The following is a 26367-nucleotide window of genomic DNA, read 5'->3' on the forward strand; positions in this document are numbered from 1 at the left end:
CCTCGCTGAACCGCCGAGTTGGCGGCACAGTGTGGCGGGCAACTGCTTGAATACTCTTGAATGCCTCTAGGCAGATCGAAGGCGCCGCGGTGCGCGGCAGATGCGCGGGTTACCCCGCGAAGGGTTAGGTGACGACAGCGATGACCACTGACAGCGGTTCACCCGCCCCCACCCCCCGGCCGGGGCCCCGTCCCGGTCCCAGGCCCGGTGCCCACCTCGGGCCGAAGCCCGGTGCCCGGCCTGCCCCGGCCGTTATCGGGCCGCCCACCGTTGACCCGCACCGATTCGGGCGGATCGACGACGACGGCACGGTGTGGCTGGTCACGTCGACCGGTGAGCGTCAGATCGGCTCCTGGCAGGCCGGCGACCCCGAGGCCGCGTTCGCCCACTTCGGCCGCCGGTACGACGACCTGAGCACCGAGGTGACCCTGCTCGAGGAGCGGTTGTCGTCCGGCAGCGGCGACGCCCGCAAGATCAAGGCATCCGCTGCGGCGCTGGCCGAGCAGTTGCCGACGGCCAGCGTCCTCGGGGACGTAGAGGCGCTGGCCGCTCGGATCGCGGCGGTTAGCGAGCACGCCGACAGCGTCGCCGCGGCCGGCCGTGCGCAGCGCGATGAGCATCGAGCGGCGGCGACCGCACGCAAGGAGGCGCTGGCCGCCGAAGCCGAGGAGTTGGCCGCGACCTCGACACAGTGGAAGGCCACCGGCGACCGACTGCGCGCCATTCTCGACGAATGGCGCACCATCACCGGCCTGGACCGCAAGGTCGACGACGCGCTGTGGAAGCGCTACGCCGCGGCCCGCGACGGCTTCAACCGGCGCCGCGGCTCGCACTTCGCCGACCTCGATCGCGGCCGCGCCGGGGCGCGCGAGGAGAAGGAACGACTGTGCAAGCGGGCCGAGGAGCTGTCGGGGTCCACCGACTGGGCGTCCACCAGTGCCACGTTCCGGCAGCTGCTGGCCACCTGGAAAACGACGGGGCGGGCCTCCAAGGACGTCGATGAGGCACTGTGGCAGCGGTTCAAGGCCGCCCAGGACACGTTCTTCTCAGCCCGCAACGCCGCGAACGCCGAACGCGACGCCGAACTGGAGGCCAATGCCACCGCCAAGGAGGCCCTGCTGGCCGAGGCGGAGCGGATCGACCCGACCAACCAGAACGCCGCGCGCGCCGCGCTGCGCTCGATCGTCACCAAGTGGGACGACCTGGGCAAGGCGCCCCGGGAGCGTTCCGCCGAGTTGGAACGGCGACTGCGGGCGGTGGAGAAGAAGGTCCGCGACGCCGGTGCTGCCGCAGAGGCCGCCGTGGTGGATCCCGAAGCAGAAGCCCGGGCCGCGCAGTTCCGCACCCGCGCCGAACAGTTCGAACGTCAGGCGCTCAAGGCCCAGGCCGCGGGCCGGGACAAGGAGGCCGCCGAGGCCACCGCCAACGCCGAGCAGTGGCGGCAATGGGCCCAGGCCGCCGAACAGGCGCTCAACCGGCGCTGACCACCTGCCGATGTTTGAGCATCGGCACCGCCGGGCTACCACCCCCAGTGAGACAACAACCAACTCACTGGAGGTGACGCATGAGCAATATCACCGCAGCACTCGACGTCAAGCGCCCGATCCGGACGGTCTACAACCAATGGACCCAGTTCGAGTCGTTCCCGAAGTTCATGGAGGGCGTCGAACAGGTACAGCAACGCGACGCCACCCACCTGCACTGGAAAATCAAGGTAGGCCCGGCGTCGCGTGAGTTCGACGCGACGATCACCGAGCAACACCCCGAAGAACGGGTCGCGTGGCGTTCCGACAGCGGCCCGAGCCACGGCGGCGTGGTCACCTTCCACAAGATCGACGATGGCACCACCCGGGTGACTACGCAGATGGACATCGACCCCGATGGTGTGCTGGAGAACGTGGCCGACAAGCTGAACATCCTCGACCACCGTGTCCATGCGGATCTCAAGCGGTTCAAGGACTTCATCGAGAGCCAGCCCGCCGAAACCGGTGGTTGGCGCGGAGATGTACCGCGCCAATGATCGACCCGGCCAGGTGGGTGTTCCGCTGGGGCGCCGCGCTGCGGCATCGCCGGTTTTTCCATCCCGACGGTGTGCTGGCGACGGGCTCTCTGGAACGCGACGCACCGGCAGACGAAGGTCTGCCGGTGCCGTCAGCCCCCGTCGTTGCCCGGATCTCCAAAGCCACGGGCACGCCTGGCCGGCTGCCCGACGCCGTCGGCCTGGCGCTTCAGATTCCGGAGCCGCAGCATGACCCCAGTTGCTGGGACATCTTGCTGGTCTCGGCGGGCTCCGGGGTGATCGGCCGAACGCTGGGCGTACGGCCCGCGGTGTCGTGGTCGGGGCTGCGGATGACCACCCTCATGCCGCTGCAGTATCGAGAGCAGCTGTGGTGGCTGCGAGCCCGGCTGACGACGCGGGTGGACGGCTACGGATTGGCGTTGAGCAGCATCCGCAAGCAACTCGACGGCGGCCATATCCGCTTCGAAATCGACCAGGCCTGCGGTACCGGCGAATTCCGACCGCTGGCCTACCTGGTTCTGCACAGACATGAGGAGACCGACGGGGCGGGCCACGACGTCTCGTTCGACCCGATCGTGCACACCGCGCCGGGGGTTCAACTGCGTCCCGGGTGGCTCGCCGAGTTGCGCGCCCGCGCCTATCGCGGAAGCCGCGAAGGCCGGGCCGGGGCCAGAACTACTCGCTCGGCGGCGGGTCCTCGGGACGGCTGAGATCGTCCAACAGGTTTCGTGACTGCAGCTGCGCGGTGCTCTGCCGGCGCTGGGCCTCGGCCGCGAGCTGCAGGGCGGTGCGTGACCAGACCACGCGGGCCCAGTGGAACGTCAGCACGATCAGCGTGATCCAAGCCAGGATCAGCCCGATGCCCGGGCCCGGGTCGCCCGGCACCGCGGTCTGACGAGACCACACGGCCAGGAGTCCGGCTGCGGAGGCCACCGCCGAACCCGCCAGTGCCACCCAGGCCACCGTCCAGCGCCGGGTCACCAGGGCCAGCAGCGAGAACCCCACCCCGAATACCAACGCCAGCCACATGAACAGCTGCGACGGCAGCGTCACCAGAGCTTCGTCGGTGCCCTGGCCGGGAAACAGGACATCCCAGCCGCGGACGGAACCGGTGTGCGGCAGCAGGAACGAGCCGAGCAGCACGAAGACGCAGATCGCGACGACCAGCCCCCTGCCGCCGGGGTCGATTTCCCCGGCGACACGCCGCTCAGCGGCCTCGATGTCGGCGCGGTAGGCCTCGAAGTTGTGCTGATTGTCTCGGTTGCCTCTCATCGCGCCACCCCCGGCATCTTCGGCATGCCCAGTCCGACACCGGGCGTTGGTTCGGCATGGCTGTCACCGGCCCTGGTACGCCGATGGCTCAGCAGGGCACCGTCAGCGAGCAGGTGGTGCGGTGCCGCTCCGGTGACCGTCGTGGTCACCACGTCACCGGGGCGCACCTGTGCGGTCCCCGGGGCGAAGTGCACCAGCCGGCCGTCGCGCGCTCGGCCGCTCATCCGCGCCGTCTGGGCGTCCTTGCGGCCTTCACCGACTGCCACCAGCAGTTCGACGGTGCGCCCGATCTGGGCCTTGTTCTCGTCCCAGGAGATCTGTTCCTGCAGCTCGATCAGCCGGTCGTAGCGTTGCTGGACAACCTCTTTGGGCAGCTGATCGGCAAGCTCGGCGGCCGGTGTTCCGGGCCGCTTGGAGTACTGGAAGGTGAATGCGGCCGAGAATCGCGCGGCGGCCACCACCTCAAGGGTCTCGTCGAAGTCCTGCTCGGTCTCACCGGGGAAACCGACGATCAGGTCGGTGGTGATGGCGGCGTCCGGAATGGCGGCCCGAACCCTGTCGAGGATGCCCAGATAACGCTCGGCGCGATAGGAGCGGCGCATCGCCCGCAACACTCTGTCCGAGCCGGACTGCAGCGGCATGTGCAGTGTGGGGCACACGTTGGGGGTCTGGGCCATCGCCTCGATGACGTCGTCGGTGAATTCGGCCGGATGCGGCGAGGTGAAGCGGACCCGCTCCAGGCCGTCGATGTCTCCGCAGGCCCGCAGCAGCGACGCGAATGCACCGCGGTCGCGCGGCAGTTGCGGGTCGGCGAAGGAGACGCCGTAGGCGTTGACGTTCTGGCCCAGCAGGGTTACCTCGAGAACGCCTTCGGCGGCCAGCGCCCGCACTTCGGCGAGGATGTCCTCGGGATTGCGATCCACTTCCCGGCCACGCAACGACGGCACGATGCAGAAGGTGCAACTGTTGTTACAGCCCACCGAGATGGACACCCACGCCGCATAGGCCGAGTCCCGCGCGGCGGGCAGCGACGACGGGAATTCCCGCAGCGATTCGACGATCTCCACCTGGGCGCTCCGGTTGTGCCGGGCGCGCTCCAGCAATGCCGGCAACGATCCCAGGTTGTGGGTGCCGAAGACGACGTCCACCCACGGCGCGCGGCTCAGCACGCTGTCCTTGTCCTTCTGGGCCAGGCAGCCCCCGACGGCGATCTGCATGTCGGGGTTGCTGCGCTTGTTGGGGGCCAGGTGACTCAAGTTGCCGTAGAGCTTGTTGTCGGCGTTCTCCCGCACCGCGCAGGTGTTGAACACCACCAGGTCGGCGTCGGCGTCATCGGCTGCCCGCCGGTAACCGGCCTGCTCGAGCATGCCGGCAATGCGTTCGGAGTCGTGCACATTCATCTGACAGCCGTAGGTACGCACCTCGTAGGTGCGCATCTGTTCGGAAAACACCGGCAAACTCACCCGGTCTATGGTACGGCGGGCGAGTCGATCGGAGTGACCAGGCCGATAGCGGCGCTCGCGCCACGTCTTCCTGGGTAGGGTCAGGTCCCATGACCAGCGGCGGGCCGGATCTGGTGCCGATGATCGCCATCCACCACGTCAACAAGTACTTCGGCGGCCTGCACGTGCTCAAAGACGTCAACCTCGAGGTCGCTCGCGGCGAGGTGGTGGCGATCCTGGGCCCGTCGGGGTCGGGCAAGTCCACCCTGTGCCGCACCATCAACCGGCTAGAAGTCGTCGACTCCGGCGCGATAGCCGTCGACGGCCAGCCGCTGCCGGCCGAGGGTGCGGCGCTGGCCCGGCTGCGGGCCCAGGTCGGCATGGTGTTCCAGTCGTTCAACCTGTTTCCGCACAAGACCATCCTGGACAACGTCACACTGGCACCGATGAAGGTGCACAAGATGCCCCGAACGCAGGCACAGCACCAGGCGATGGCGCTGCTGGAGCGGGTTGGGGTGGCCGACCAGGCCCACAAACACCCCGCACAGTTGTCCGGCGGACAGCAACAGCGGGTGGCGATCGCACGTTCGTTGGCGATGAACCCGAAGGTGATGCTGTTCGACGAGCCGACCAGTGCCCTGGACCCGGAGATGATCAGCGAGGTGCTCGATGTGATGACCGCGCTGGCCGACGACGGGATGACCATGGTGGTGGTCACCCACGAGATGGGCTTCGCCCGCCGTGCAGCTGACCGGGTGGTGTTCATGGCTGACGGCGCCATCGTCGAGGAAGCCGCCCCCGCAGAGTTCTTTGGCGCGCCGAAATCCGCACGGGCCCAAGACTTTCTCGCAAAGGTCCTCGACCACTGATGCCAGCGGCGCGAACCCTGCACGTGCTGGCACGGTCCTGGGCGGTCCTGTCAGTGGTGTCCGCATTGGCCGCGCTCTGCACGGCGTGTACCGCGCACGACAGCGGCAAGATCACCGTCGGCGTCAAGTTCGACCAACCCGGCTTGAGCGTCAAGAAGCCCGACGGCACGCTCGGCGGATTCGATGTCGAGGTGGCCCGCTACGTGGCGGCCCGACTGGGCTACCCGCCCGACCGCATCACCTGGATCGAAGCCCCGTCCGGTCAGCGCGAGATGCTGCTGCGCAATGGCCAGGTCGATTACCTGGTGGCCACCTATTCGATCACCGACTCCCGGCGTCAGAAGGTCGACTTCGCCGGCCCCTACCTGCTCACCGGCCAGTCGCTGCTGGTGCGGGCCGACAACACCGACATCACCGGCAGCGCATCACTGCAGCGGCACAAGAAACTGTGCTCGGTCTCGGGCTCCACCCCCGCGCAACGGATCAAAGACCGCTATCCCGGGGTGCAGCTGCAGCGCTACGACACCTATTCGGCGTGCGTGGAGGCACTGCGCAACGGCGCGATCGACGCGGTGACCACCGATGACGTCATCTTGGCCGGTTACGCCGCGCAGAGTCCCGGGACCTTCAAGCTGGTCGGCGAACGCTTCTCAAAGGAGCTCTACGGGATAGGTGTGCAAAAGGGCAACGACGGGTTACGCCGGCGGATCAACGACGCCCTCGAGGAGATGGAACGCGACGGTTCGTGGCGAGCGGCGTTCGTGGACAACTTCGGCCCGGCCGGCTTCGCGGTGCCCGAGCCGCCGCCGATCGAGCGATGATGTTCGCCGAGTATCGAGGACAGATCCTCCAATCCTTCACTGTCACCGTCGAGTTGGCGGTGCTGTCCGGCACGCTCGCACTGGCCTTGGGTACCGGGTTGGCCGCCATGCGGCTGGCCCCGGTCCCGGTACTGCGGTGGATCGGCGGCGGCTATGTCCATCTGGTGCGCAACACCCCGCTGACCCTGCTGTTATTGCTGTGCTCGTTCGGACTGGCTCAGACACTGGGAGTCTCGCTGACCGATCCGCAGTCGCCGACGTCGATCGACGACAGCAACTTTCGCCTGGCCGTACTAGGACTGGGTGTGTACACGGCGTCGTTCGTGTGCGAGGCGGTGCGCTCCGGCGTCAACACGGTGGGCATCGGCCAGGCCGAGGCGGCCCGCTCACTGGGGTTGAGCTTCACTCAGAATCTTCGGATCATCCTGCTCCCCCAGGCTTTTCGAGCGGTGATCATCCCGCTGGGCTCGGTACTGATCGCGCTGACGAAAAACACCACCTTGGCCTCAGCGATCGGGGTTGCCGAGGCGGCGCTGCTGATGAAGTCGATGACCGAGAACACCGCGGCGCTGCTCGGGGTCGGTGCGGTGTTCGCCACCGGATTCGTCGTACTGACCCTTCCGTTGGGCCTGGTGTTCGGATATCTGGACCGCCGCTGGGCGGTGTCGCGATGAGGCCCGCGCCGCGCGCGACGGTGCTGTTCGACACGCCGGGGCCCCGCGCCCGCGCCCGCTACCACGCTTTGTCGGTGGCGACAGTCGTGGTTGCCGGACTGCTTGGGTGGGTGATCTATTCGCGGTTGTCAGCCAAAGGCCAGCTGACCGCGGAGAAGTGGACGCCGTTTCTGACCGCGGACCTGTGGCGCACCTACGTGCTGCCCGGGGTGGTGGGCACACTGACCGCGGCCGCCTGGTCGATCGGGCTCGCGCTGATCCTCGGCGTCGGGCTCGGGGTCGGCCGGCTCTCGCAGATCAGACCGTTGCGCTGGAGTTGCGCGGTGATCGTGGAGTTCTTCCGGGCGATTCCAGTGCTGATCATGATGATCTTCGCCTATTTCATCTACGGGCTGCTCAACGTCTTCCCGCCGCAACAGATCGCGCTGGCCGGGGTCGTCACCGGGCTGACCCTCTACAACGGCGCCGTCATCGCCGAGATCGTGCGCGCCGGGGTCAAGGCCCTGCCCGCCGGTCAGTCCGAGGCGGCCGCTGCGCTGGGGCTGGGCTGGGGCGCCTCGATGCGACTGGTCCTGTTGCCGCAAGCCGTCACCGCGATGCTGCCGGTGCTGGTGTCACAACTGGTGGTGGTGCTCAAAGACACCGCGATCGGCTACCAGATCACGTTTGTGGAGATGGTGCGCCAAGGCACCGTCGTCGGCTCCCAGTACAGCAATTACCTGCCCGCATTGCTGGTGATCGCGGCGCTGATGATCACCGGAAATCTGGCGCTCTCGGCAGGTGCCATCGGACTGGAGCGGCGGCTGCGCCAAGCCCGCCACTCCCCCTTGGGGGCAGCCACAATTGAGCCGGAGGGTACCCCGGGCACCCGGGTCGTTTAGGGACTGCGCGCACGGTGTCCGGCGTCTAGAGTCGGACTCGACAGCTAACGACAGGAGACTCGGATGGCCATCACCCCCAAGGACGCATTCAACGCTGCGCGCGACATCGCCGCACACGCCGTCGAGAAGGCCTCGGACATCGTCGAGGACGCCGGCGACATCATTCGTGGGGACATCTCCGGTGGAGTCAGCGCGATCGTCCAGGACTCCGTTGAGATCGCCACGCACGCCGTCGAACGGACCAAGGAAGTCTTCACCGGCACGGACGCGGCCGAGGACTCCGAAGAGGTCTGAGCCGGCCCCTCACCTCACACCCGGCGGCGCTCCCGTTCGGCGGCCAGCTCGGTGCTGACCACGTCGTAGGCCATCGACGGGCTGTAGCCGCGCCGAGCCAGCATCGCCACCAGCCGGCGGGTGACCTTCACGTCATCATCGCCGAGTGCCTCGCGGCGCAGCTTGGCATGCACCAACTGCTCGGCGCGGTCACGCTCGGCGCCGGCGTCGATGCCGGCCAGTGCTCCGGCGATCACGTCCTCGTCGACACCCTTGGTGCGCAGCTCAGCGGCCAGCGCCTTGCGGCCCTTGCCCGCGTGCTCGCGCCGGGACCGCACCCACTGTTCGGCGAAATCGGCGTCGTCGATCAATCCGGCGGTGGTCAGTCGGTCCAGCACCCGGTCACTGACGTCGTCGGGATACCCGCGTTTGGCCAGCTGGCCGGCGAGTTCGGCGCGGGTGCGCGCCCGGGCGGTGAGCAGGCGAAGGCACAGTGACTTCGCCTGCTCCTCACGCTTCGGTTCGGAGGGCTCAGAAGTCGACGGGAGCGGGCAGGACATCGTCGGCCAAATCATCGGTCAGCACGGCACCGATGCCGAGCTTCTCCTTGATCTTCTTCTCGATCTCGTTGGCCACGTCGACATTGGTCAGCAAGTAGTTACGGGCGTTCTCCTTGCCCTGCCCCAGCTGTTCGCCGTCATAGGTGAACCAGGAACCGGACTTGCGGATGAAGCCCTGGTCCACGCCCATGTCGATCAGCGAACCCTCACGGCTGATGCCCCGGCCGTACAGAATGTCGAACTCGGCCTGCTTAAACGGCGGCGACACTTTGTTCTTGACCACCTTGACCCGGGTCCGGTTGCCGACCGCATCGGTGCCGTCCTTGAGGGTCTCGATCCGCCGAACGTCCAGGCGCACCGAGGCGTAGAACTTCAAAGCCTTTCCACCCGTGGTGGTTTCGGGAGAGTTGTGCACCATCACCCCGTCGGCGAAGTAGTTGTGCGAGCCCTCGACCTCGATATCGAAACGATCCATCTTTTGGTAATCGGTCTTCGATTCAATCTCTGTGACGCGGGCCGGCATCAGCTGCATCGTTTGTTCCACGAACTGCGGCGCTACCGCGCCATATCCGCGAAACCGAGGCAACAGCTTGTACCCCATTGATGGAGCCATATACGGCGCCACCAGCTCTTGGAACTTCGCGGATGCCTCAGTGGAGAACTGCAGCACCGCTTTGCCGGCCTTTCCCGGATAGCGCAATTTCACGTCCAGCCCGTAGTTGTCACGCAGGTAGTCGCAAAGCCGCTCCCGCGTTCCTTCCGTCATGGCCTCGACACAGATTTCGATTCGTCCACTGCCGCCGGCGGTACGTTCCTGCAATCCCTTGGAGCGCACGGTGAATGAGCCGTCATCCATGTACCAGATGGCCAACGATAGCGGGGTGAGCGCCTTGAGGTAGTCCTCGGAGAGGAACTTCTTGCCATCGCCGAGGTAAACCGCACTTCGCAATTCGTGCAGTTCCGCGAGAGGGGTGAAGTCGGCAAACACTGCGCCCTTGCTATTGACAGTACGACTGTGCGGAATGTTCCCCAGCAGGGAGACCTTCCAGTCGAGATATTCCGACTGCTTCGCCGCATGCCCCATACGGAGTCGTGCACTCTCTGAATCATGCCGAACTGGCGAGGACAAGCAGCCATCGCCCATCAGTGAGCCCAGTACGACTTCCCACTGCTGATCGCTCAGCAGAGCCGGCTGAGCCAGCATCACACGGTCACCAACGCAGATGTCTTCAGCTTCTCGCCAACCGCCAGGAGTTCGGATGAGGTGGTTGCGGGTCATCGCCAAGCTAGCGTGTCCACGCCCCGTTCCGCCCCCTGCTCGATCAACCTTGAAGTGCAAAAATTCTTCGGTCTTACCGTTGTTGAACCAGTTGATTACTCGCCGTGGCTCGATACGCCCCGTTTCAAAGTCATAGGACAAGACCTCGACATCCATCTTCTGATTCACAATCTTGCCGAGCTTTTCCGTCGACCCGTCAGCCAGAGTGACATTGGTGTACCAGGATCCACATCCGAACATCACCCCGATCTTCTCCCGCAGCTGGTTGATGAAGATGGCGGTGGTACCCGAGTTGTTCAGCGCGCCGGTCATCTTCCGCAGCGCCTGGCTCATCAGCCGGGCCTGCAGGCCGACGTGACTGTCCCCCATCTCGCCCTCGATCTCCGCGCGCGGCACCAGGGCGGCCACCGAGTCGATGACCAGGATGTCCAGCGCGCCGGAGCGGATCAGCGTGTCGGCGATCTCCAGCGCCTGCTCCCCGGTGTCGGGCTGGGACACCAGCAGCGAATCGGTGTCCACGCCGAGCTTCTTGGCGTATTCGGGGTCCAGTGCGTGCTCGGCGTCGATGAACGCCGCGATCCCGCCGGCGGCCTGGGCGTTGGCCACCGCGTGCAGCGCCACGGTGGTCTTACCGGAGGACTCTGGGCCGTAGATCTCGACGACCCGGCCCCGGGGCAGACCGCCGATGCCCAGCGCCACATCCAGGGCGATCGAGCCGGTCGGGATGACCGAGATCGGCTGACGCACCTCGTCCCCGAGGCGCATCACCGAGCCTTTGCCGAAGTTCTTGTCGATCTGGGCCATCGCCAGTTCGAGTGCTTTTTCGCGATCGGGCGCTTGCGCCATGATGCCTCTCCTGTGGTTCGGTAGTTCGGTGACCGGTTCTCGGTCGGTTGGCCGTGACGCTAGCGACGGGGTCTGACAGACCCGCCGAGCCAAACGAACTGCCTCCACAGTAGGCGAACGAATGTTCGAATCAAGTTCGACACGCGGCGTGTCGGCGTGTCGACTTTTGACGTCCGGTCAGGCCACCGCCATGACGTGCGCGGACGCCCCGATCGTGGTGTCGCCGGCGCCCATCATGGTGCGCATGAACTCCTCCTGCTCGCGCCGCCCGCGCTCCGCCGCGCGATCCAGGCCGCCGGGCAGCGCCAGCGCCGCGGCGCTGCGGGCCAGGTTCACCGGCATCCGCAGCAGCGGGTACCACGGCAGCACGAAGACCGGCAGGCCCAGCTTTCGCATCGTCCGCGGCCCAAGAAAGCTGCTGGTCAGGGAGAGATGCTGGGCACGTGCGATACGGCGCCGCACCCCGGCCAGGGCGCCGAAGTGCCATCCGAGCGGATCGTCGGCCATCGGGGCCGCCAACTGCTTGGTGCTTTCGTCGGGGGCGGAGAGTGCGCCGAGGGTCTGATACAGGATGCGGACACCGTCCCGGAAGCTGCGGGGCAGCCAGTCGTCGCGGACCCCCATCAGCCAGCCGACGTAGCGGGTCAGGTGCGCGATGTCCTCCAGTTCGGCCGGCGACATCACGATTCCCAATGCCAGCCCGCCGGCCGGTGGCGCGATCAGCGCGCCCACCAAGGTGGCGGCCATGTCGGTCTGGTTGACCGGCAGACCCCACTCCGCACTGCGCCAGTCCGGCAGCGCGGACACGTGCCGACGAACGAACTCATGGATCAGCCGGACCCGGACAGTGGCCTGATAGCCGACGCCGAGCGGCTCCAATCCTCCTTCGGCGCTGACGTCCAGCGCCCACTGCAGGGTCTCGGCGAAGCGCTTGTTCGAGCCCTTCTCGAGCACACCGGTGCGCAACAGCGTCTTGTTGAACGAGGAGAACTGGTAGCCGCCGAGGAACGACACGTCCCGGGCGATGTAGGTGCCGTCAGCACCGCCACGGCGCAGCGCTCGCTGGCCCCGCCGCACCCGGGCCAGGTCGACCCAGTCCGGGATCGGCTCGAACTCGCCGAAGAACTCGCGCAGCGGCGCAGGCGCATCCGGCACGCTGTCCAGGCCGTGGGCCAGTATCTGTTCGAAGATCGGCCGCGTCTCGGCGGCTCCGGTACTCGACATCCACTCGACCAGTCGCTGCATCGGTTCGTCTCCGGCAGTCAGGTCTTCGCCGATCTTGCGCCACCGCTCGGGCGTGGGTTTGGCGATCGCCAACGCGGTCGCCAGCACGCGAATACTGACCGGAACGGCACCGGGTCCAGCGGGGTGACGGGTGGGGACGGTCAGCGCGGATGCGTTCATCGGGCGGCCTCCAGCGTCATTTTGGACAACAACCGTATTCCGAATCTACGGCCGCTAGTAGGGTGATGTCAATGAAACGCCCTGAGGTGGTGCGTGACTACGGCGGAATCAGCGCGGTGGACCGCCGCGCCGAGCGCCGTAGCAAGCTGCTGGCCGCCGGGCGCCAGATCTGGGGTGAATCCGGCATCGGCGAGGTCACGGTCCGCGGCGTCTGTACCGCGGCCGGGCTCACCCCGCGCTACTTCTACGAGCAATTCCCCAGTCGCGACGCGCTGTTCTTCGCGGTCTCCGACGACGTCCGCGACCAGTTGCTCGAAGCGATGGTCACCGCCGGTATCGGCGACCCCGGCACACTCGCCGACAAGCTGCGGTCCGCGCTGACCGCATTTCTCGACCTCATTGCCGCCGACCCCTGCATCCACCGCATCGCCACCAGCGACCTGTCGGCGATCCCGGGACTCAACGAGCACCGTGCGGGCATCCTCGACATGATCACCGATGCGATCGTCGAACATGCCCCCGGCGTTCTCGACGGTCAGAATCTCGCACCGCAAGAACTCCGCCGCGGTGCCCTGTTCATTGTCGGCGGCGTCAACCAGATCATCGAAACCTGGCTCGCCGATCCGGTCGAGACCACGACCGAGCTTGCCGCGATCTGCTCAGACCTCTCCGTCGCCCTGGTGCGCAGCATCGTGGCCCGCAGCGATCAGTCTCACCACTGATCGCGCGGCACGTCGAAGTCGGAGCACAGCGCCCACCACACATCACGAGGCTCCACACCGTCCTCGATGGCCTGCGCCGCGGTCCGTCCGCCCACCGCGGCCAGCACGTGATCTGCCAGTACCGAGGCGCCATAGGCGGTACCGAAACGCATCGCGACCCGTTCGTGGAATTCGGTCAGGCGCACACACCCAACCTACCCAGTGCCTGACAGCGCCTGGTGGCACACCCGTACCGGATCGGCGACGTCGGCGGCCGTGACCGCAGCCCGCCGCGCGGCATCGCGATAGCCCGGCGACGCCAACACGGCGCCCACCGCGTCCGCCAACGCCGGCCCGGTCAACGGCCGGATCAGCCGCCCACTGCCTTGGCGCACCACGCGATTGGCGATCTCCCACTGGTCGCCGCCGCCGGGCACCACCACCAGCGGCACCCCAGCCAGCAGCGTCTTGGCGACCATGCCATGCCCGCCGCCGCAGACCACCACGTCGGCGTGCGTCAACAGCTCGTCCTGGCGCCCCAACCCGGCGACAGCCCACGACGGCAGCTCCAAGGGTGCACCGCCCAGCCGCGACACCGCCAGCCGGGCGCCGTCGGGCAGGCCGGCACCGGGCACCAGATGCTCCACGGCGAGCTCGGCCAGCCCGGCAGCTCCGGTGGATGCCGTAGACGGCGCCACCACCACCAGCGGGCCCGAACCCGGCGGCACGGCCAGCACCTGCTCGGTCGGCTCGAAGTGCAGCGGCCCGACGACAACGGCCTCCGCGGGCCAGTCCGGCCGGGGCACCTCGAGCGCGGGCAGCGTGGCGATCAGGCGCCGCAGCGGCCCGGGGTCGTCACCCGGCAGACCGATACCCACCCGCGCTTGGGCGCGCTGGCGCAAACCGCTGCGCACCGACCGTGCCGTCAACGAGCGCATCAGCGTGTCCCGCAGCCGGCCGCGCACCCCGGTGCCCGGCGCCAGCCCACTGCCGATCGGCGGCAGCCCCTTCGACGGCAGGTACAACGGGTGCGGACTGAGTTCAACCCAGCCGATGCCGAGCAGCTCGGCGGCCATTCCCCCACAGGCCGTGATGACGTCGGAGACCACCAGATCCGGCGCCAGAGCCCGCAGCTGATCGCGGTTTTCCACCGCCATCCGCGCCGCCCGGTAATGCAGCTTCGCCCCGTCGTCGGCGTCGTCATCGGCGGCGGTGGGATCGAGCCCCAGCAGCTCCGCGGCGTCCACCCCGGCGGCCCGCGCGGTATCGAGCCACTGCACCCCGGTCAGCAGCGTCGGCGTGTCTCCGGCCGCCGCGAAGCGCTGGCACAGGGCGATCGCCGGGAACGCGTGACCGGGATCTGGCCCGGCAACCACTACGACTCGCATCGGCCTACCGTGCCACAGCCCCACGGGCCTAGGGTGGCAGGCATGACCGAACTGACTGGCCAGCCGAACGCTGTCGAGGCCACCGCCAACATCCGCATCGTAGAGACCTTCCTCGAAGCCCTGCGCGATGAGGACCTTGACACCGCGGCGGCGGCCCTCGCCGAGGACGTGGTGTACCAGAATGTCGGACTGCCGACCATCTACGGCCGCAGCGCCACCATCCGGGTGTTTAAGCGGATGGCCGGCCGGGCGGGCTTCGACGTGAAGATCCACCGCATCGCCGCCGACGGCTCGTCAGTGCTCACCGAGCGCACTGACGTGCTGACGTTCGGACCGCTGCGCCTGCAGTTCTGGGTGTGCGGGGTCTTCGAGGTGCATCACGGCCGTATCACGCTGTGGCGCGACTATTTCGACTTCCTGGACATGTTCAAGGCGACGCTGCGGGCGGTGGCGGCCACCGTGTTCCCGGCACTGCGGCCGACGTTCTAGGGTCAGCTCTGTGCGTCAAGTTTCAAAGCCTCAGCGCCCCAGCCCGATCCAATACCTCCGGTACTGCTACGGGCGCCCGCTGCCCCCCACGCTGCTGGACTGGGTCCGCAATGACCTGGCGGGCCCGGGGGCCACCGTCCGGATGATCATGCGCGCCGTCGTGCCGACGACCCTGATCCTGATCCCGTTCTGGTTCTTGCCGGCGGACTTCATGACGCACTTCACCATGACGTTTCCGATCTGGTTCATGGTGATTCTGTTCGCACACGCGCTCAACAAGGTGTGGCGCACGCACATGCTGCGGATGCACGGCCTGAACCCGGAGCTCGCCAACGCACGTAAACGCGAGCGCGACGCCCACATTCACCGGGCCTACGAGGAACGCTACGGACCGCGACCGGAATCGGTCGATCAGCGCAGCGACGACATCTAGACGACCCGGGGCAACTCGGCCAGTTCGTCGAAGGCCTGCGCCCAACCCAGCATCTTCTCGGTCGCACCGGCCAGCTCCTCGCGGTAGCGTCGCTGCGACATCGGGGAATTCGCCGGATCGCCGGCCGACGTGGTCGAGCCGTCGTTCGCCGACGCCACCAGTTGCGCTGCGGCGGTGACCATCTCGTTGTACTGGCGTACACCGGCGCTGAGCTGAGCGGTAAACGCGTTGATCGTCGGCACCAGATACTGACGGGACTGCACGCTGTGCTGCACGGCACGCTCCATGGACACCACCTCAGCGGCGGTGGCCGCCATGGTGGACGCGGCGCGGTTGACCGCGGCCGTAAGTTCGGTGATCTCATCGGCGGGCAACAGCCGGCCCCGCTCAAGCACACCCAGTAGCGAGACCATCCCCCGCTCGGAGGCGCCCAGCGCGTACATCGCCGGCCGGGCCGCCGACCCGGGCGGCGGCAGGCGCCGCGCCGCGGTGGAGCGCACAGCCGGCAACGGCGCCGCGCGCAGCCAGCGATAGCGCAGCAGCAACAGCGTCGCCGGCGCGGAGGCACCCGCGGCCACCAGCCCGGTGATCAGCAACACCCACGCCGGCGTCGACCACGACGCCAAAACGGCGGTCGCCAACGTCCAGAATCCGCACGTGACGGCGAAGAACAGGCCCAGCCGCAGCGCCCAACGGCGCTTACGCAGCATCCTGGCCCTCGGGTCGGCGATGGCACCCAGCTTGTCGGCGAGCAGGTCGGCGGCCTCACTGGCTCGGTCGACGACACGCTGCAGCAGTGGGTGCCGTGCGCTACCTCCCAGTGTCGCGGCCACCTGACTACCGTCCCAGCGGATTCTCGGGGGTGGGGTTGGTGCCAGATTGCGGGGTTGCCGGAGTGGCCTGGCCCGCGGCGGTGGTAGAGCCACCCGCCGGCAGCGACTCGCCCCGCATGGACGCCCGGATCTGCTCCAGCCGGGAATGACCGGCCATCTGCACACCTGCCTGCTCGACCTCGAGCATCCGGCCCTGCACCGAGCCCTGCGCCAACTCGGCTGCCCCGATCGCATTGGCGTAACGCCGTTCGATCTTGTCGCGCACCTCGTCGAGGCTGGGAGTGGTTCCGGGAGCAGCGATCTCGCTCATTGAGCGCAGCGAGGCGCTGACCTGCTCCTGCATCTTGGCCTGCTCAAGCTGGCTGAGCAGCTTGGTGCGCTCGGCGATCTTCTGCTGCAGCACCATGGCGTTCTGCTCGACGGCCTTCTTGGCCTGCATCGCCGCGGACAGCGCCTGGTCGTGCAGCGCCTTGAGGTCTTCCACGCTCTGCTCGGCGGTGACCAGCTGGGCGGCGAACGCCTCCGCGGCGTTGTTGTACTCGGTGGCCTTCGCGGCGTCGCCGGCGGCTGTGGCCTGGTCGGCCAGGGTCAGGGCCTGGCGCACGTTGACCTGGAGCTTCTCGATGTCGGCCAGTTGCCGGTTCAGACGCATCTCCAACTGCCGCTGGTTGCCGATCACCTGCGCCGCCTGCTGGGTCAGGGCCTGGTGCTGACGCTGCGCCTCTTCGATCGCCTGCTGGATCTGCACCTTGGGATCCGCGTGCTCGTCGATCTTCGAGTTGAACAGCGCCATCAAGTACTTCCACGCCTTGACGAACGGGTTGGCCATCAGTCAGCTCCGTCTGCTTGTTTCCAGTGTTGTGGCTCTACCGCCGGTACCGGTGATCAATTTATCGGGTCGACGGTGCTCGGGTGGGTGTTCAGCCCGGGCGCGTCACGCCGAGGCTACCGATGCCAGCGTCCGAATCGGCGGGATCACCACCTTGGTGCCGGCGTCGATGCGGGTCACCTCGCCGCTGCGGGCGTTGCGCACTGCCAGTTCGGCCCGCTCGGCCTGCGCCAGCCGGGTTCCGGCGTCGAAGAGCACCGTCGACAACGGGATCCGCAACGCCGCGCAGATCGCGTTGAGCAGCTCGCTGGACGCTTCCTTGCGGCCCCGTTCGACCTCCGAGAGGTAACCCAGACTGACTCGCGCCGCGTCCGACACCTCACGCAGCGTGCGGCCCTGAGAGGTCCGGGCTTGACGCAGCACCTCGCCGACCGACTCCCGCAGCAATGTCGTCATCGTGCACTCCCCTCACGGGCCAACCTTGGAAAACCGAACAGTCACCAAGGTCAACGTGCGCGGCACCCGAATGGGTTCCCGGATTCGGCAGTTTTCATGCGGCGCCGCGCAGGTCGGTCACCGCCGAAACGATGTAGTCCAGGCCGGTCAGTACCGTCAGGACCACCGCCGCGGTCATCACCGTCCAGGCCGTCACCAGCCAGGGACCTTGCAGCGGCAAGACGAGCAGGCCGATACCGACCGCCTGCACCAGGGTCTTGAGCTTGCCGCCGCGGCTGGCCGGGATCACCCCTCGGTGCAGCACGGCGAACCTGAGCAGGGTGATCCCGATCTCGCGGACCAGAATCACCACCGTCACCCACCACCACAGGTCGCCCAGCATCGACAGGCCGATCAGCGCCGCGCCGATCAGCGCCTTGTCGGCGATCGGGTCGGCCAACGTGCCGAACTCGGTCACCATGCCGTAGTTACGGGCCAGGGCGCCGTCCAGCCGGTCGGTGATGATGGCAACGGCGAAGATGACGAATGCCGCGATACGGGTCTTGGGATCGTGGCCGCCCTCGGCGAACAGCGCCAGCAGGAAGACCGGGACCAGCCCCATCCGCATGACGGTCAACGCGTTCGCGAGGTTGACCACGGGGACATGCGTCACCGCTGGACCGGTCTTTGGCTGTCCCGACACGGAGGTCAGAATATCTGTTGCCCTGCCCGAAATGAGAAACCGATACTGTGCAGCTGTGAGTCTTGCGGCAGATCCACCGGCGGGGCAGCCTGTGGTCCGGCGTGCCCGCACCTCGGACGTCCCGGCGATCAAGCAGCTGGTGGACGTCTATGCCGGCAAGATCCTGCTGGAAAAGAACCTGGTGACGCTGTATGAGGCGGTCCAGGAATTCTGGGTTGCCGAGGACGCCGATCAGCAGGTGGTGGGCTGCGGCGCGCTGCATGTGTTGTGGTCCGACCTCGGCGAGGTCCGCACCATCGCGGTGGACCCGACCCTGACCGGTCGCGGTATCGGACACGCGATCGTCGACCGGCTGCTTCAGGTCGCCCGCGAACTGCAGTTGCAGCGGCTGTTCGTGCTGACCTTCGAGACCGAGTTCTTCGCCAGCCACGGCTTCACCGAGATCGACGGCACGCCGGTGACCGCGGAGGTGTTCGAGGAGATGCAACGCTCCTACGACGTCGGTGTGGCCGAATTCTTGGACCTGAGCTACGTCAAGCCCAATACCTTGGGCAACACCCGGATGTTGCTGGTCCTCTAGCCTCCCCTAGTCACTGACGAGATCGCGTGCCCGGCGGGGGGCGCCGATGAGAAAACTGAACTGTCCGTCGGATTCCATCCGACCCTCACGGACTACCGACAGGTCGGCGATCCCCTGTTTGCGCGCCTGCTCGCGGACCTGCTCCTCGGTGATCATCTCTTTGCGCATATTGGCGTAGAGGAAGGCGCCGTCGTAGATCACCAACAGCGGCCCCGGTCGCAGGACCCTCGCCACCGAAGGCCAGCGGTGCGCCATCCAATTCAGCAGGTAGGACCAGCCGATGATCACCCCGACCAGCAGGATGCCGTCACTGATCGATCGGTAGCCACCGGCCATCCCGTTCTGCGCCGCGTCGGCGATCAACACCACGACGATGAGATCCGTGATGCCGTTGGTGCCTGCCTCGCGTTTCAGTACCACCCGCAGCAGCGCATATATCGCGATGTAGATGACGGTTCCGCGGATAAAGATCTCCGAGGGCGGGGTATCGAAAGCGAAAAGTCGTGCCCAATCCACGTGGCGAGATTACGCGCGATTCCGGCCTGGGAAAACCGCTGGTGTCCGGTCCGTATCCGGTCCGTGTCCAGCATGTGTCTGGTGGGTGCCACGGCCGCCGAAACCGGGGACTTCCGGCCCTGCCGCGCGCCGGCGGAACAGGAGATAGTGGTACTGACAGTTGCAGACAACTGGAGGTAGCCGTGGCCGAGTACCTGAGCCCCCTGAACGCCGGCTTTCTGGGCGTCGAGGATTCCGACCACAACGTCAGCATGGCCACCGGAACGCTGGCCGTCCTCCACGGTCCGGTTCCCGACCACGCCTCGCTGCAGGCAACGCTGGCCGAACGCCTGCGCGCCTGCCCGCGGTTCGGGCAGCGCCTGGTGCGCCATGCTTTGGACCTGAGCGCACCCGAGTGGGTGGACGACCCCCACTTCGACCTCGCCCACCACATCGGCCGGGTAGCGGCGCCCTCCCCCGGCGGAGACGCCGAACTGCACACGGTGGTTGCCGACGTGATGTCGTGGCGGTTGGACCGCAACCGTCCGCTGTGGGAGATCTGGGTGATCAGCGGTCTCAGCGGTGACAGGTGGGCGCTGCTGATGAAGGTGCACCACTGCATCGCCGATGGCACTGCGGCCGCACACATGCTGACCGGCTTGTCCGACAACGGGTTCGCCCATTTGGCGGCCCACGCCGCCGCGGCGCCGCGCGAAGCGGCGCAGCCCCCGCGCAGTCGGCCGGTGCTGGACCTCAACCCGGTGCATTGGATGTACAACCTGCGCGGCGCGGTGGAACTCGCGACCGGCTTGCTGCAACCGAGTTCGTCGTCGCTGAACGGTCCGATCACCAGCCGCCGCCGCTACAGCGCAGCACGGGTTCCGCTCGGCGACATCGAGCAGGTCTGTCGGGTCTTCGATGTGACCGTCAATGACGTGGTGTTGGCAGCCCTGACCGAGAGCTACCGCGACTTCATGATCCGTCGTGGCCAAGTGCCCCAATCCGATTCGCTACGCACTCTGGTACCCGTTTCGGCCGGCTCTGCCGATGCGCCGGGCTATCCCGACAACCGGGTGTCGTTGCTGTTGCCGCGTCTGCCGATCGAGGAGTCAAACCCGGTCAAGCGGTTGCTGGCCGTGCGCTCCCGGCTGGCGCAGGCCAAAGCCGGCGGGCAGCGGCACGCCGGACGCGCGATCATGTCGGCCGCGGGCCTGCTGCCCGTCGCATGGTCGGCCTGGGCGGCCCGGTTGCTCGGACAGGTCCACCAGCGCGGCGTGGTGGCGTTGGCGACCAACGTCCCCGGCCCGTCAGAACCGTTGCAGATCATGGGGTGCGACGTGGCCGCGGTGCTGCCGGTACCGCCGATCGCCATGCAGCTTCGCACCGGCGTGTCGGTCCTCAGCTACGCCGGGGAACTGTTCGTCGGGATACTGGCCGACTTCGAATTCGCTGCGGTCGACGAACTGACCCGTGGGTTAGAGGCCGCGGTGGCCCGGCTGGTGGCACGCAGCAAGCGGCGCAAGCCGTTGCGCGACTGGCATGGTCTGGCCTTGGTGCACAGCGCGTAACCGCGACTAGAACTCGTCGTCGCCGTCGTCGTCGGGGGCGGCGCCGCCGCGGATCAGCATCAGCGTCGCGGCCAGCTCATCGGGCTTGACCAGCACCTGCCGGGCCTTAGAGCCCTCGGAGGGGCCGACGATGTCGCGGGTCTCCATCAAGTCCATCAGCCGGCCCGCCTTGGCGAAGCCGACCCGCAACTTTCGCTGCAGCATCGAGGTGGAACCGAACTGGCTCGACACCACAAGTTCGACGGCCTGCAGGAAGACATCCATGTCGTCGCCGATGTCGGGGTCGACATCGGCCCGGTCGCCGCTGGGCTTCACGGCGGTGACGCCCTCGGTGTACTCGGGCTCGGCTTGGTCCTTGCAGGCGCTGACGACGGCCTGGATCTCCTCGTCGGAGATAAACGCCCCCTGCAGCCGGATCGGCTTGTTGGCGCCCATCGGCAGGAACAACCCGTCGCCCATGCCGATCAGCTTTTCGGCGCCCGGCTGGTCGAGGATGACTCGGGAATCGGTGAGCGACGACGTGGCGAACGCCAGCCGAGACGGCACATTGGTCTTGATCAGACCGGTGACGACGTCCACCGACGGCCTCTGAGTGGCCAGCACCAGGTGGATGCCGGCGGCGCGGGCCTTCTGGGTGATCCGCACGATCGCGTCCTCGACGTCGCGCGGTGCGGTCATCATCAGATCGGCGAGTTCATCGACGACCGCGAGGATGTAGGGGTAAGGCCGGTAAACCCGTTCACTGCCCAGTGGCGTGGTGATCTCCCCGGAGCGGACCTTGTCGTTGAAGTCGTTGATGTGGCGCACCCGGGAAGACTTCATGTCCTGGTAGCGCTGCTCCATCTCCTCGACCAGCCAGGCCAGCGCCGCGGCTGCCTTCTTCGGTTCGGTGATGATCGGGGTGATCAGGTGCGGAATGCCTTCGTACGGCGTGAGTTCCACCATCTTCGGGTCGATCAGGATCATCCTGACCTCTTCGGGGGTGGCGCGCGCCAGCAGCGACACCAGCATCGAGTTGACGAAGCTGGACTTACCCGAACCGGTGGAGCCGGCCACCAGCAGGTGCGGCATCTTGGCCAGGTTGGCGCAGATGAAGTCACCCTCGATGTCCTTGCCCAGTCCGATCACCAGCGGATGGTGATCGCCGCGGGTGGACGGCGCGGTCAGCACGTCGGCCAGTCGCACCAGTTCGCGGTCGGTGTTGGGCACCTCGATACCGACGGCGGACTTGCCCGGGATGGGGGCCAGCATCCGCACACTCTCGGTGGCCACCGCGTAGGCGATGTTGCGCTGCAGGGCGGTGATCTTCTCGACCTTGACTCCGGGCCCCAGCTCCACCTCATAGCGGGTGACGGTGGGACCGCGGGTGCAGCCGGTGACCGCCGCGTCGACTTTGAACTGCTCCAGCACCGAGGTGATCGCATCGGCCATCTGGTCGTTGGCGGCGGTGCGCGTTTTCGGCGGGTCCCCGGCGACCAGCAGACTCAGCGCGGGCAGCGTGTAGGGGCCCTCCACCACCCGGTCGAGGACGACTGTGGCGTCGGTGGGTTTGGCCGACTTGGGTTCCTTCGCGGCCTTTCGGCGCACGGGTTTGACCGGGGGCGCCGGCGCGGGGGGCTCTTCATCGAGCGGGTAGTTGTCCAGCGGGGTGCGTGATTGCCAGTCCGGAGCGTCGTCGACTCGAGCGTCCGGATCGAGGGTGCCGAACCGGCTGGTGCCGCCGGCCTGGTTGCCGACTCCGGTGTCGCCGGCGTCGACGTCCTCGGCGCCGTCGTAGTCCTGGCCGTAGTCCTGGCCGTAGTCCTGGTCGTCGTCGTAGTCGTAGTCGTCGTAGTCGTCGTAATAGCCGTCGTCGTAGTCGCCGCGGAACATCGTTCGCAACGTCTCGGGCGCCTCACGCAGGGTGGTCCCGGTCAGCAACAACACGCCGAACAGCACACCGATGCACAACAACGGCGCGGCGATCCACGCCGTGAGTCCGTCGGCGAGCGGGCCGCCGATCGCGAACCCCACAAAGCCGGCGCCATGCAGACGGCCGTCGGGGCTCTGCGGTGCCCCCGACCACAGGTGCCACAGCCCCAGGATCGGCAGCCCGATCATGGCCGATCCGAGGATTAGCCGGGGCCGGTTCTCCGGGTCGGGTTCGGTGCGCATCAGCAGCACGGCGCCCGCGGCGGCCAGCAGCGGGAGCAGCACCACCGCTCCGCCGATCACGGCGCGCAGACCGGTGTCGATCCACGCCCCGACCGGCCGGGCGGCATCCAGCCAGCAGCTGGCGGCGGTCACCACGGCAAATCCCAGCAGAGCCAGCGCGATGCCGTCGCGGCGATGGCCGGGGTCGATGTCGTGGGCGCGGCCCACCGAGCGTGCCGCGCCGCCAGCACCCTTGGCGACCATCAGCCAGGTGGCGCGGGCGAGGCGTCCGCAGGCCATCCCGAGCGCCACCGGAGCCGAATGCTGCCGGGTGGAGCGGCGCGGCTTGGCTGCCGGGCGGGACCGAGCGGGCCGCGAACCACCCTTGGCGGTGGCCTTGGAACCGGCTTTTGCCCTGGTCGTTCGGGTACCGGAACGCGCGGGAGCCCTACTAGCAGCGGTCTTACTAGCCATAGCGGCAAGCCTAGTCGCAATTACCCCATCTGCACCATAAGCCACACTGGCCCCGACGGATCGGTTCAGGGCGCATTGGGCCACAGGCTGGGTAGGGTGACCGGTGAATCCCCTACCTGCCAAGGAGTCGCAATATGCCCGTGGTCGTCGTCGCCACCTTCGCCGTCAAGCCGGAATCGGTCGAGGCCGTCCGCGAGATCTGCACCAAGGCGGTGGCACAGGTGCACGAAGAACCGGGCTGCCAGTTGTACTCCCTGCACGAGGCCGACGGGTCGTTCGTCTTCATCGAGCAGTGGGCCGACGCCGAGGCCCTGAAGGCTCACTCGACCTCGCCTGCCTCCGGCGAACTGTTCGGCAGCCTCGGCGAGCACCTGGCCGGCGCGCCCGAGATCAAGCTGCTCAACGCTGTACCGTCGGGCGACCCGGCTAAGGGCCAATTGCGGCCGTGATGTCCCGACCCTCGGACGGTGTCCTGCGCGGGAAAGTCGCGCTGATCACCGGCGCGGCCCGCGGCCAGGGCCGCGCCCATGCCCTGCGATTGGCCGCCGACGGAGCCGACATCATCGCTGTCGACCTGTGCGAGCAGATCGACAGCGTGCCCTATCCGCTGGCGGACGCCGAGGACTTGGCGGCCACGGTCAAGCTGGTCGAAGACACCGGCGCGCGCATCGTGGCCCGCCAGGCCGATGTGCGTGATCAGGTGGCGTTGGGCGCCGCAGTGCAGGCCGGCATCGACGAGCTGGGCCGGCTGGACATCGTGGTGGCCAACGCCGGCATCGCCCCGATGGCCGCGGCCGACGGCTGGCACGACGTCATCGACGTCAATCTGACCGGGGTTTACCACACCATCGAGGCCGCGATTCCGACGATGATCGACCAGGGCGACGGCGGGTCGATCGTGCTGATCAGCTCGGCCGCCGGCCTGGCCGGCATCGGCAGCCACGATGCCGGGGCCATCGGTTACACCGCGGCCAAGCACGGGCTGGTAGGACTGATGCGGGTCTACGCAAACCTGCTGGCGCAGCACAGCATTCGAGTGAATTCGGTGCACCCGGCCGGAGTCGACACCCCGATGATCAACAACGACTACGTCCGGGGTTGGCTGGCCGACCTCGCCACCGCGACAGGTACGCCACCGGACATGGGCAATGCGCTGCCGGTTCAGGTGCTGGAACCGGAGGACATCGCCAATGCGGTGGCCTGGCTGGTATCCGATGCGGCCCGCTACATCACCGGCATCACCTTGCCCGTCGACGCCGGGTTCATCAACAAGAGGTAGCCCGTCGGCTCAGACCTCGATCACCGTCGGCACGATCATCGGCTGACGCCGGTAGACCTCACCCACCCACTTGCCCACCGTGCGGCGCACCGCCTGAGCGATCCGGATCGGATCGGTGACTTGCTCTGCGGCAAGTGATTCCAACTCGGCCTCGACCTTGCGGGCCGCCGGCTCCAGCGCCTTGGGGTCTTCGGAGAAGCCGCGCGAGTGCAGGTACGGCGGCGCAACCGGCTTGCCCGTCCCACGGCGCACCACCACCGTGACCGCGACGAATCCGCTGGACAGGATCAACCGCTCCCCCAGAGTCGCATCGCCGACATCGCCGTCGACGAGCCCGTCGACGAACATCTTGCCGGTCGGCACAGCCCCGGCGATGCGTGCCTGACCGGCGATCAGGTCCACACTGACCCCGTTCTCGGCCAGCAGAATGGATTCCTCCGGCACCCCGGTACGGACGGCCAGCGCGGCGTTGGCGCGCATCATCCTCCAAGTGCCGTGTACCGGCATCACGTTGCGGGGCCGAATCCCGTTGTAGAGGAACAGCAGTTCGCCGGAGTAGGCGTGCCCGGAGACATGGACGCGCGCCTGGGCATTGGTGACCACCCGGGCACCGATCTTGGCCAGTGCGTCCATCACGCCGTACACGGCTTCCTCGTTGCCGGGAATCAACGACGACGACAACACCACCAGATCGCCGGCAGTCAGCGTGATGGACCGGTGCTCGCCTCGCGACATCCGTGACAGCGCCGACAGCGGTTCACCCTGCGTACCGGTGGTGACCAGCACCACCTTCTCCGGCGGCATCATCTCGGCTGCGCCGATGTCGACCAGATCCGAGTCCGCCACCCGCAGGAAGCCCAGGTCCTTGGCGATGCCCATGTTGCGGACCATCGACCGGCCGACGAACGCGACTCGTCGGCCCAGCGCGACCGCGGCGTCGACGATCTGCTGGACCCGGTCCACGTTCGAGGCAAAGCAGGCCACGATCACCCGGCCCTCGGCGCCGCGGATCAGCCGGTGCAGGGTGGGGCCCACTTCGCTCTCGCTGGGACCGACACCGGGAATCTCGGCATTCGTCGAGTCGCAGAGGAACAGGTCCACGCCCTTGTCGCCCAGGCGCGACATCCCGGGCAGGTCGGTGGGCCGCCCGTCCGGGGGCAGCTGGTCGAGCTTGATATCGCCGGTGTGCAGCACGGTCCCCGCGCCGGTGTGGACCGCGATCGCCAGTGCGTCCGGGATGGAGTGGTTCACCGCGAAGTACTCGCATTCGAACACCCCGTGGGTGCTGCGCTGGCCTTCGGCCACCTGGACGAAGACGGGCTTGATGCGGTGTTCCCGGCACTTGGCCGCGACCAGGGCCAGGGTGAACTTCGAACCGACCACCGGGATGTCGGCCCGCAGTTTGAGCAGGAACGGGATGGCGCCGATGTGGTCTTCGTGGGCGTGGGTCAGCACCAGCGCCTCGACGTCGTCGAGCCGGTCTTGGATGTGGCGAATGTCCGGCAGGATCAGGTCGACGCCGGGCTCATCGTGGCCCGGGAAGAGTACGCCGCAGTCGATGATCAGCAGCCGGCCGAGGTGTTCGAAAACGGTCATATTGCGGCCGATTTCGCTGATGCCGCCGAGCGCGGTGATGCGCAGGCCGCCTTCGGTCAGCGGACCCGGCGGGGAGAGATCGTCAGTCAC

29 protein-coding genes are annotated in these 26367 nt (G+C 67.5%); 15 read left to right on the forward strand and 14 right to left on the reverse strand.

Annotation, left to right across the window (positions count from 1 at the left end; all coding sequences use genetic code 11):
- Positions 1 to 140 precede the first annotated feature (140 nt).
- The 3 genes from N416_RS0105890 (at position 141) to N416_RS0105900 (ending at position 2730) form a co-directional block, all read left to right on the forward strand.
- Positions 141 to 1484, forward strand: a complete 1344-nt coding sequence (locus N416_RS0105890) for a DUF349 domain-containing protein (protein ID WP_024441192.1) — start codon at positions 141 to 143, stop codon at positions 1482 to 1484.
- An 80-nt stretch (positions 1485 to 1564) separates the two neighbouring features.
- On the forward strand, positions 1565 to 2020 hold the full coding sequence (locus N416_RS0105895) for an SRPBCC family protein (RefSeq protein ID WP_024441193.1): 456 nt from the start codon (positions 1565 to 1567) through the stop codon (positions 2018 to 2020).
- The gene (locus N416_RS0105900; protein WP_051190188.1) at positions 2017 to 2730 is read left to right on the forward strand and encodes a hypothetical protein; all 714 of its coding nucleotides are present in this window, start codon (positions 2017 to 2019) and stop codon (positions 2728 to 2730) included. Before N416_RS0105895 ends, N416_RS0105900 begins: the two co-directional genes overlap by 4 nt.
- On the opposite strand, the gene N416_RS0105905 is transcribed toward N416_RS0105900, so the two are convergent.
- Together N416_RS0105905 and miaB are read right to left on the reverse strand one after the other, a co-directional pair.
- Positions 2696 to 3292 (reverse strand): hypothetical protein, encoded by a 597-nt coding sequence (locus N416_RS0105905; protein WP_024441195.1) that lies wholly within the window; start codon positions 3290 to 3292, stop codon positions 2696 to 2698. The two genes, N416_RS0105900 and N416_RS0105905, sit on opposite strands and share 35 nt — an antisense overlap.
- Positions 3289 to 4728: a tRNA (N6-isopentenyl adenosine(37)-C2)-methylthiotransferase MiaB gene (gene miaB, locus N416_RS0105910; RefSeq protein WP_231383994.1), complete on the reverse strand. Its 1440-nt coding sequence runs from the start codon at positions 4726 to 4728 to the stop codon at positions 3289 to 3291. The genes N416_RS0105905 and miaB overlap by 4 nt, the downstream gene beginning before the upstream one ends.
- A gap of 116 nt (positions 4729 to 4844) precedes the next feature.
- Between miaB and N416_RS0105915 the strand changes: the two genes are divergently transcribed.
- The 5 genes from N416_RS0105915 (at position 4845) to N416_RS0105935 (ending at position 8273) form a co-directional block, all read left to right on the forward strand.
- The gene (locus N416_RS0105915; RefSeq protein ID WP_024441197.1) at positions 4845 to 5603 is read left to right on the forward strand and encodes an amino acid ABC transporter ATP-binding protein; all 759 of its coding nucleotides are present in this window, start codon (positions 4845 to 4847) and stop codon (positions 5601 to 5603) included.
- Entirely contained in the window at positions 5603 to 6424 is an 822-nt protein-coding gene (locus tag N416_RS0105920) for a glutamate ABC transporter substrate-binding protein (RefSeq protein WP_024441198.1), read from the forward strand. The genes N416_RS0105915 and N416_RS0105920 overlap by 1 nt, the downstream gene beginning before the upstream one ends.
- Entirely contained in the window at positions 6421 to 7098 is a 678-nt protein-coding gene (locus N416_RS0105925) for an amino acid ABC transporter permease (RefSeq protein ID WP_024441199.1), read from the forward strand. Before N416_RS0105920 ends, N416_RS0105925 begins: the two co-directional genes overlap by 4 nt.
- Positions 7095 to 7979 (forward strand): amino acid ABC transporter permease, encoded by an 885-nt coding sequence (locus tag N416_RS0105930; RefSeq protein WP_024441200.1) that lies wholly within the window; start codon positions 7095 to 7097, stop codon positions 7977 to 7979. Before N416_RS0105925 ends, N416_RS0105930 begins: the two co-directional genes overlap by 4 nt.
- 63 nt (positions 7980 to 8042) lie before the next feature.
- On the forward strand, positions 8043 to 8273 hold the full coding sequence (locus tag N416_RS0105935) for a hypothetical protein (protein ID WP_024441201.1): 231 nt from the start codon (positions 8043 to 8045) through the stop codon (positions 8271 to 8273).
- Between the two features lie 14 nt (positions 8274 to 8287).
- Here the strand turns inward: N416_RS0105935 and recX are convergent, their stop codons facing one another.
- From recX to N416_RS0105950, 3 genes are all read right to left on the reverse strand, one after another.
- A complete protein-coding gene (gene recX, locus N416_RS0105940) occupies positions 8288 to 8827 on the reverse strand; it encodes a recombination regulator RecX (protein ID WP_369797570.1) in 540 nt (179 codons plus the stop codon).
- Entirely contained in the window at positions 8784 to 10937 is a 2154-nt protein-coding gene (gene recA / locus N416_RS0105945; protein ID WP_024441203.1) for an intein-containing recombinase RecA, read from the reverse strand. Before recA ends, recX begins: the two co-directional genes overlap by 44 nt.
- A gap of 177 nt (positions 10938 to 11114) precedes the next feature.
- A complete protein-coding gene (locus N416_RS0105950) occupies positions 11115 to 12341 on the reverse strand; it encodes an oxygenase MpaB family protein (protein ID WP_024441204.1) in 1227 nt (408 codons plus the stop codon).
- 71 nt (positions 12342 to 12412) lie between these two features.
- Between N416_RS0105950 and N416_RS0105955 the strand changes: the two genes are divergently transcribed.
- Complete coding sequence (locus tag N416_RS0105955) at positions 12413 to 13063, forward strand: TetR/AcrR family transcriptional regulator (protein ID WP_024441205.1); 651 nt, start codon at positions 12413 to 12415, stop codon at positions 13061 to 13063.
- On the opposite strand, the gene N416_RS0105960 is transcribed toward N416_RS0105955, so the two are convergent.
- Complete coding sequence (locus tag N416_RS0105960) at positions 13054 to 13248, reverse strand: DUF3046 domain-containing protein (RefSeq protein WP_024441206.1); 195 nt, start codon at positions 13246 to 13248, stop codon at positions 13054 to 13056. The two genes, N416_RS0105955 and N416_RS0105960, sit on opposite strands and share 10 nt — an antisense overlap.
- 9 nt (positions 13249 to 13257) lie before the next feature.
- Complete coding sequence (locus tag N416_RS0105965; RefSeq protein ID WP_024441207.1) at positions 13258 to 14430, reverse strand: glycosyltransferase; 1173 nt, start codon at positions 14428 to 14430, stop codon at positions 13258 to 13260.
- Between the two features lie 42 nt (positions 14431 to 14472).
- On the opposite strand from N416_RS0105965, the gene N416_RS0105970 reads away from it, so the two are divergent.
- Both N416_RS0105970 and N416_RS0105975 read left to right on the forward strand, forming a co-directional pair.
- A complete protein-coding gene (locus N416_RS0105970; RefSeq protein ID WP_024441208.1) occupies positions 14473 to 14919 on the forward strand; it encodes a limonene-1,2-epoxide hydrolase family protein in 447 nt (148 codons plus the stop codon).
- Positions 14920 to 14929: 10 nt separating this feature from the next.
- Positions 14930 to 15352, forward strand: coding sequence for a DUF5313 domain-containing protein (locus N416_RS0105975; protein ID WP_036457371.1), 423 nt, complete (start codon positions 14930 to 14932; stop codon positions 15350 to 15352).
- On the opposite strand, the gene N416_RS0105980 is transcribed toward N416_RS0105975, so the two are convergent.
- The 4 genes from N416_RS0105980 to pgsA form a co-directional block, all read right to left on the reverse strand.
- Entirely contained in the window at positions 15349 to 16185 is an 837-nt protein-coding gene (locus N416_RS0105980; protein ID WP_024441210.1) for a hypothetical protein, read from the reverse strand. The genes N416_RS0105975 and N416_RS0105980 overlap by 4 nt on opposite strands.
- Positions 16186 to 16189: 4 nt before the next feature.
- Positions 16190 to 17014 (reverse strand): phage shock protein PspA, encoded by an 825-nt coding sequence (pspA, locus tag N416_RS0105985; protein ID WP_024441211.1) that lies wholly within the window; start codon positions 17012 to 17014, stop codon positions 16190 to 16192.
- A 105-nt stretch (positions 17015 to 17119) separates the two neighbouring features.
- Positions 17120 to 17470, reverse strand: a complete 351-nt coding sequence (gene clgR, locus N416_RS0105990) for a transcriptional regulator ClgR (RefSeq protein ID WP_024441212.1) — start codon at positions 17468 to 17470, stop codon at positions 17120 to 17122.
- Positions 17471 to 17564: 94 nt separating this feature from the next.
- Complete coding sequence (gene pgsA, locus N416_RS0105995) at positions 17565 to 18152, reverse strand: CDP-diacylglycerol--glycerol-3-phosphate 3-phosphatidyltransferase (protein WP_081654471.1); 588 nt, start codon at positions 18150 to 18152, stop codon at positions 17565 to 17567.
- A gap of 31 nt (positions 18153 to 18183) precedes the next feature.
- Between pgsA and N416_RS0106000 the strand changes: the two genes are divergently transcribed.
- Positions 18184 to 18732, forward strand: a complete 549-nt coding sequence (locus N416_RS0106000) for an amino-acid N-acetyltransferase (protein ID WP_051190189.1) — start codon at positions 18184 to 18186, stop codon at positions 18730 to 18732.
- A 6-nt stretch (positions 18733 to 18738) separates the two neighbouring features.
- On the opposite strand, the gene N416_RS0106005 is transcribed toward N416_RS0106000, so the two are convergent.
- The gene (locus tag N416_RS0106005) at positions 18739 to 19248 is read right to left on the reverse strand and encodes a DUF421 domain-containing protein (protein WP_024441215.1); all 510 of its coding nucleotides are present in this window, start codon (positions 19246 to 19248) and stop codon (positions 18739 to 18741) included.
- Positions 19249 to 19430: 182 nt separating this feature from the next.
- On the opposite strand from N416_RS0106005, the gene N416_RS0106010 reads away from it, so the two are divergent.
- Complete coding sequence (locus N416_RS0106010) at positions 19431 to 20795, forward strand: wax ester/triacylglycerol synthase family O-acyltransferase (RefSeq protein ID WP_024441216.1); 1365 nt, start codon at positions 19431 to 19433, stop codon at positions 20793 to 20795.
- A gap of 6 nt (positions 20796 to 20801) precedes the next feature.
- Here the strand turns inward: N416_RS0106010 and N416_RS0106015 are convergent, their stop codons facing one another.
- The gene (locus tag N416_RS0106015) at positions 20802 to 23402 is read right to left on the reverse strand and encodes a DNA translocase FtsK (RefSeq protein ID WP_024441217.1); all 2601 of its coding nucleotides are present in this window, start codon (positions 23400 to 23402) and stop codon (positions 20802 to 20804) included.
- Between the two features lie 134 nt (positions 23403 to 23536).
- Here N416_RS0106015 and N416_RS0106020 point away from each other — a divergent pair, with 134 nt between their 5' ends.
- Both N416_RS0106020 and N416_RS0106025 read left to right on the forward strand, forming a co-directional pair.
- Complete coding sequence (locus N416_RS0106020) at positions 23537 to 23851, forward strand: putative quinol monooxygenase (RefSeq protein WP_024441218.1); 315 nt, start codon at positions 23537 to 23539, stop codon at positions 23849 to 23851.
- A complete protein-coding gene (locus N416_RS0106025; RefSeq protein ID WP_024441219.1) occupies positions 23851 to 24681 on the forward strand; it encodes a mycofactocin-coupled SDR family oxidoreductase in 831 nt (276 codons plus the stop codon). Before N416_RS0106020 ends, N416_RS0106025 begins: the two co-directional genes overlap by 1 nt.
- A gap of 9 nt (positions 24682 to 24690) precedes the next feature.
- Here N416_RS0106025 and N416_RS0106030 read toward each other — a convergent pair whose 3' ends face one another.
- Positions 24691 to 26367: a ribonuclease J gene (locus tag N416_RS0106030; RefSeq protein ID WP_024441220.1), complete on the reverse strand. Its 1677-nt coding sequence runs from the start codon at positions 26365 to 26367 to the stop codon at positions 24691 to 24693.

Origin of the sequence: Mycobacterium sp. UM_WGJ (assembly GCF_000455125.1) — a bacterium.
GTDB lineage: Bacteria > Actinomycetota > Actinomycetes > Mycobacteriales > Mycobacteriaceae > Mycobacterium.

Excerpts from the sequence above, each read along its gene's own strand:
- N416_RS0105915 (WP_024441197.1), top strand. The coding sequence starts at position 4,845 with ATGACCAGCGGCGGGCCGGATCTGGTGCCGATGATCGCCATCCACCAC.
- N416_RS0105920 (WP_024441198.1), top strand. The coding sequence starts at position 5,603 with ATGCCAGCGGCGCGAACCCTGCACGTGCTGGCACGGTCCTGGGCGGTC.
- N416_RS0105950 (WP_024441204.1), bottom strand. The coding sequence starts at position 12,341 with ATGAACGCATCCGCGCTGACCGTCCCCACCCGTCACCCCGCTGGACCC.
- N416_RS0105890 (WP_024441192.1), top strand. The coding sequence starts at position 141 with ATGACCACTGACAGCGGTTCACCCGCCCCCACCCCCCGGCCGGGGCCC.
- N416_RS0105935 (WP_024441201.1), top strand. The coding sequence starts at position 8,043 with ATGGCCATCACCCCCAAGGACGCATTCAACGCTGCGCGCGACATCGCC.
- pspA (WP_024441211.1), bottom strand. The coding sequence starts at position 17,014 with ATGGCCAACCCGTTCGTCAAGGCGTGGAAGTACTTGATGGCGCTGTTC.
- N416_RS0105970 (WP_024441208.1), top strand. The coding sequence starts at position 14,473 with ATGACCGAACTGACTGGCCAGCCGAACGCTGTCGAGGCCACCGCCAAC.
- recX (WP_369797570.1), bottom strand. The coding sequence starts at position 8,827 with ATGATTTGGCCGACGATGTCCTGCCCGCTCCCGTCGACTTCTGAGCCC.
- N416_RS0105895 (WP_024441193.1), top strand. The coding sequence starts at position 1,565 with ATGAGCAATATCACCGCAGCACTCGACGTCAAGCGCCCGATCCGGACG.
- N416_RS0105900 (WP_051190188.1), top strand. The coding sequence starts at position 2,017 with ATGATCGACCCGGCCAGGTGGGTGTTCCGCTGGGGCGCCGCGCTGCGG.
- miaB (WP_231383994.1), bottom strand. The coding sequence starts at position 4,728 with ATGCGCACCTACGAGGTGCGTACCTACGGCTGTCAGATGAATGTGCAC.
- N416_RS0106015 (WP_024441217.1), bottom strand. The coding sequence starts at position 23,402 with ATGGCTAGTAAGACCGCTGCTAGTAGGGCTCCCGCGCGTTCCGGTACC.
- N416_RS0106000 (WP_051190189.1), top strand. The coding sequence starts at position 18,184 with ATGAGAAACCGATACTGTGCAGCTGTGAGTCTTGCGGCAGATCCACCG.
- N416_RS0106025 (WP_024441219.1), top strand. The coding sequence starts at position 23,851 with ATGTCCCGACCCTCGGACGGTGTCCTGCGCGGGAAAGTCGCGCTGATC.
- N416_RS0105905 (WP_024441195.1), bottom strand. The coding sequence starts at position 3,292 with ATGAGAGGCAACCGAGACAATCAGCACAACTTCGAGGCCTACCGCGCC.
- N416_RS0105955 (WP_024441205.1), top strand. The coding sequence starts at position 12,413 with ATGAAACGCCCTGAGGTGGTGCGTGACTACGGCGGAATCAGCGCGGTG.
- N416_RS0105965 (WP_024441207.1), bottom strand. The coding sequence starts at position 14,430 with ATGCGAGTCGTAGTGGTTGCCGGGCCAGATCCCGGTCACGCGTTCCCG.
- N416_RS0106020 (WP_024441218.1), top strand. The coding sequence starts at position 23,537 with ATGCCCGTGGTCGTCGTCGCCACCTTCGCCGTCAAGCCGGAATCGGTC.
- recA (WP_024441203.1), bottom strand. The coding sequence starts at position 10,937 with ATGGCGCAAGCGCCCGATCGCGAAAAAGCACTCGAACTGGCGATGGCC.
- N416_RS0105930 (WP_024441200.1), top strand. The coding sequence starts at position 7,095 with ATGAGGCCCGCGCCGCGCGCGACGGTGCTGTTCGACACGCCGGGGCCC.
- N416_RS0105925 (WP_024441199.1), top strand. The coding sequence starts at position 6,421 with ATGATGTTCGCCGAGTATCGAGGACAGATCCTCCAATCCTTCACTGTC.
- clgR (WP_024441212.1), bottom strand. The coding sequence starts at position 17,470 with ATGACGACATTGCTGCGGGAGTCGGTCGGCGAGGTGCTGCGTCAAGCC.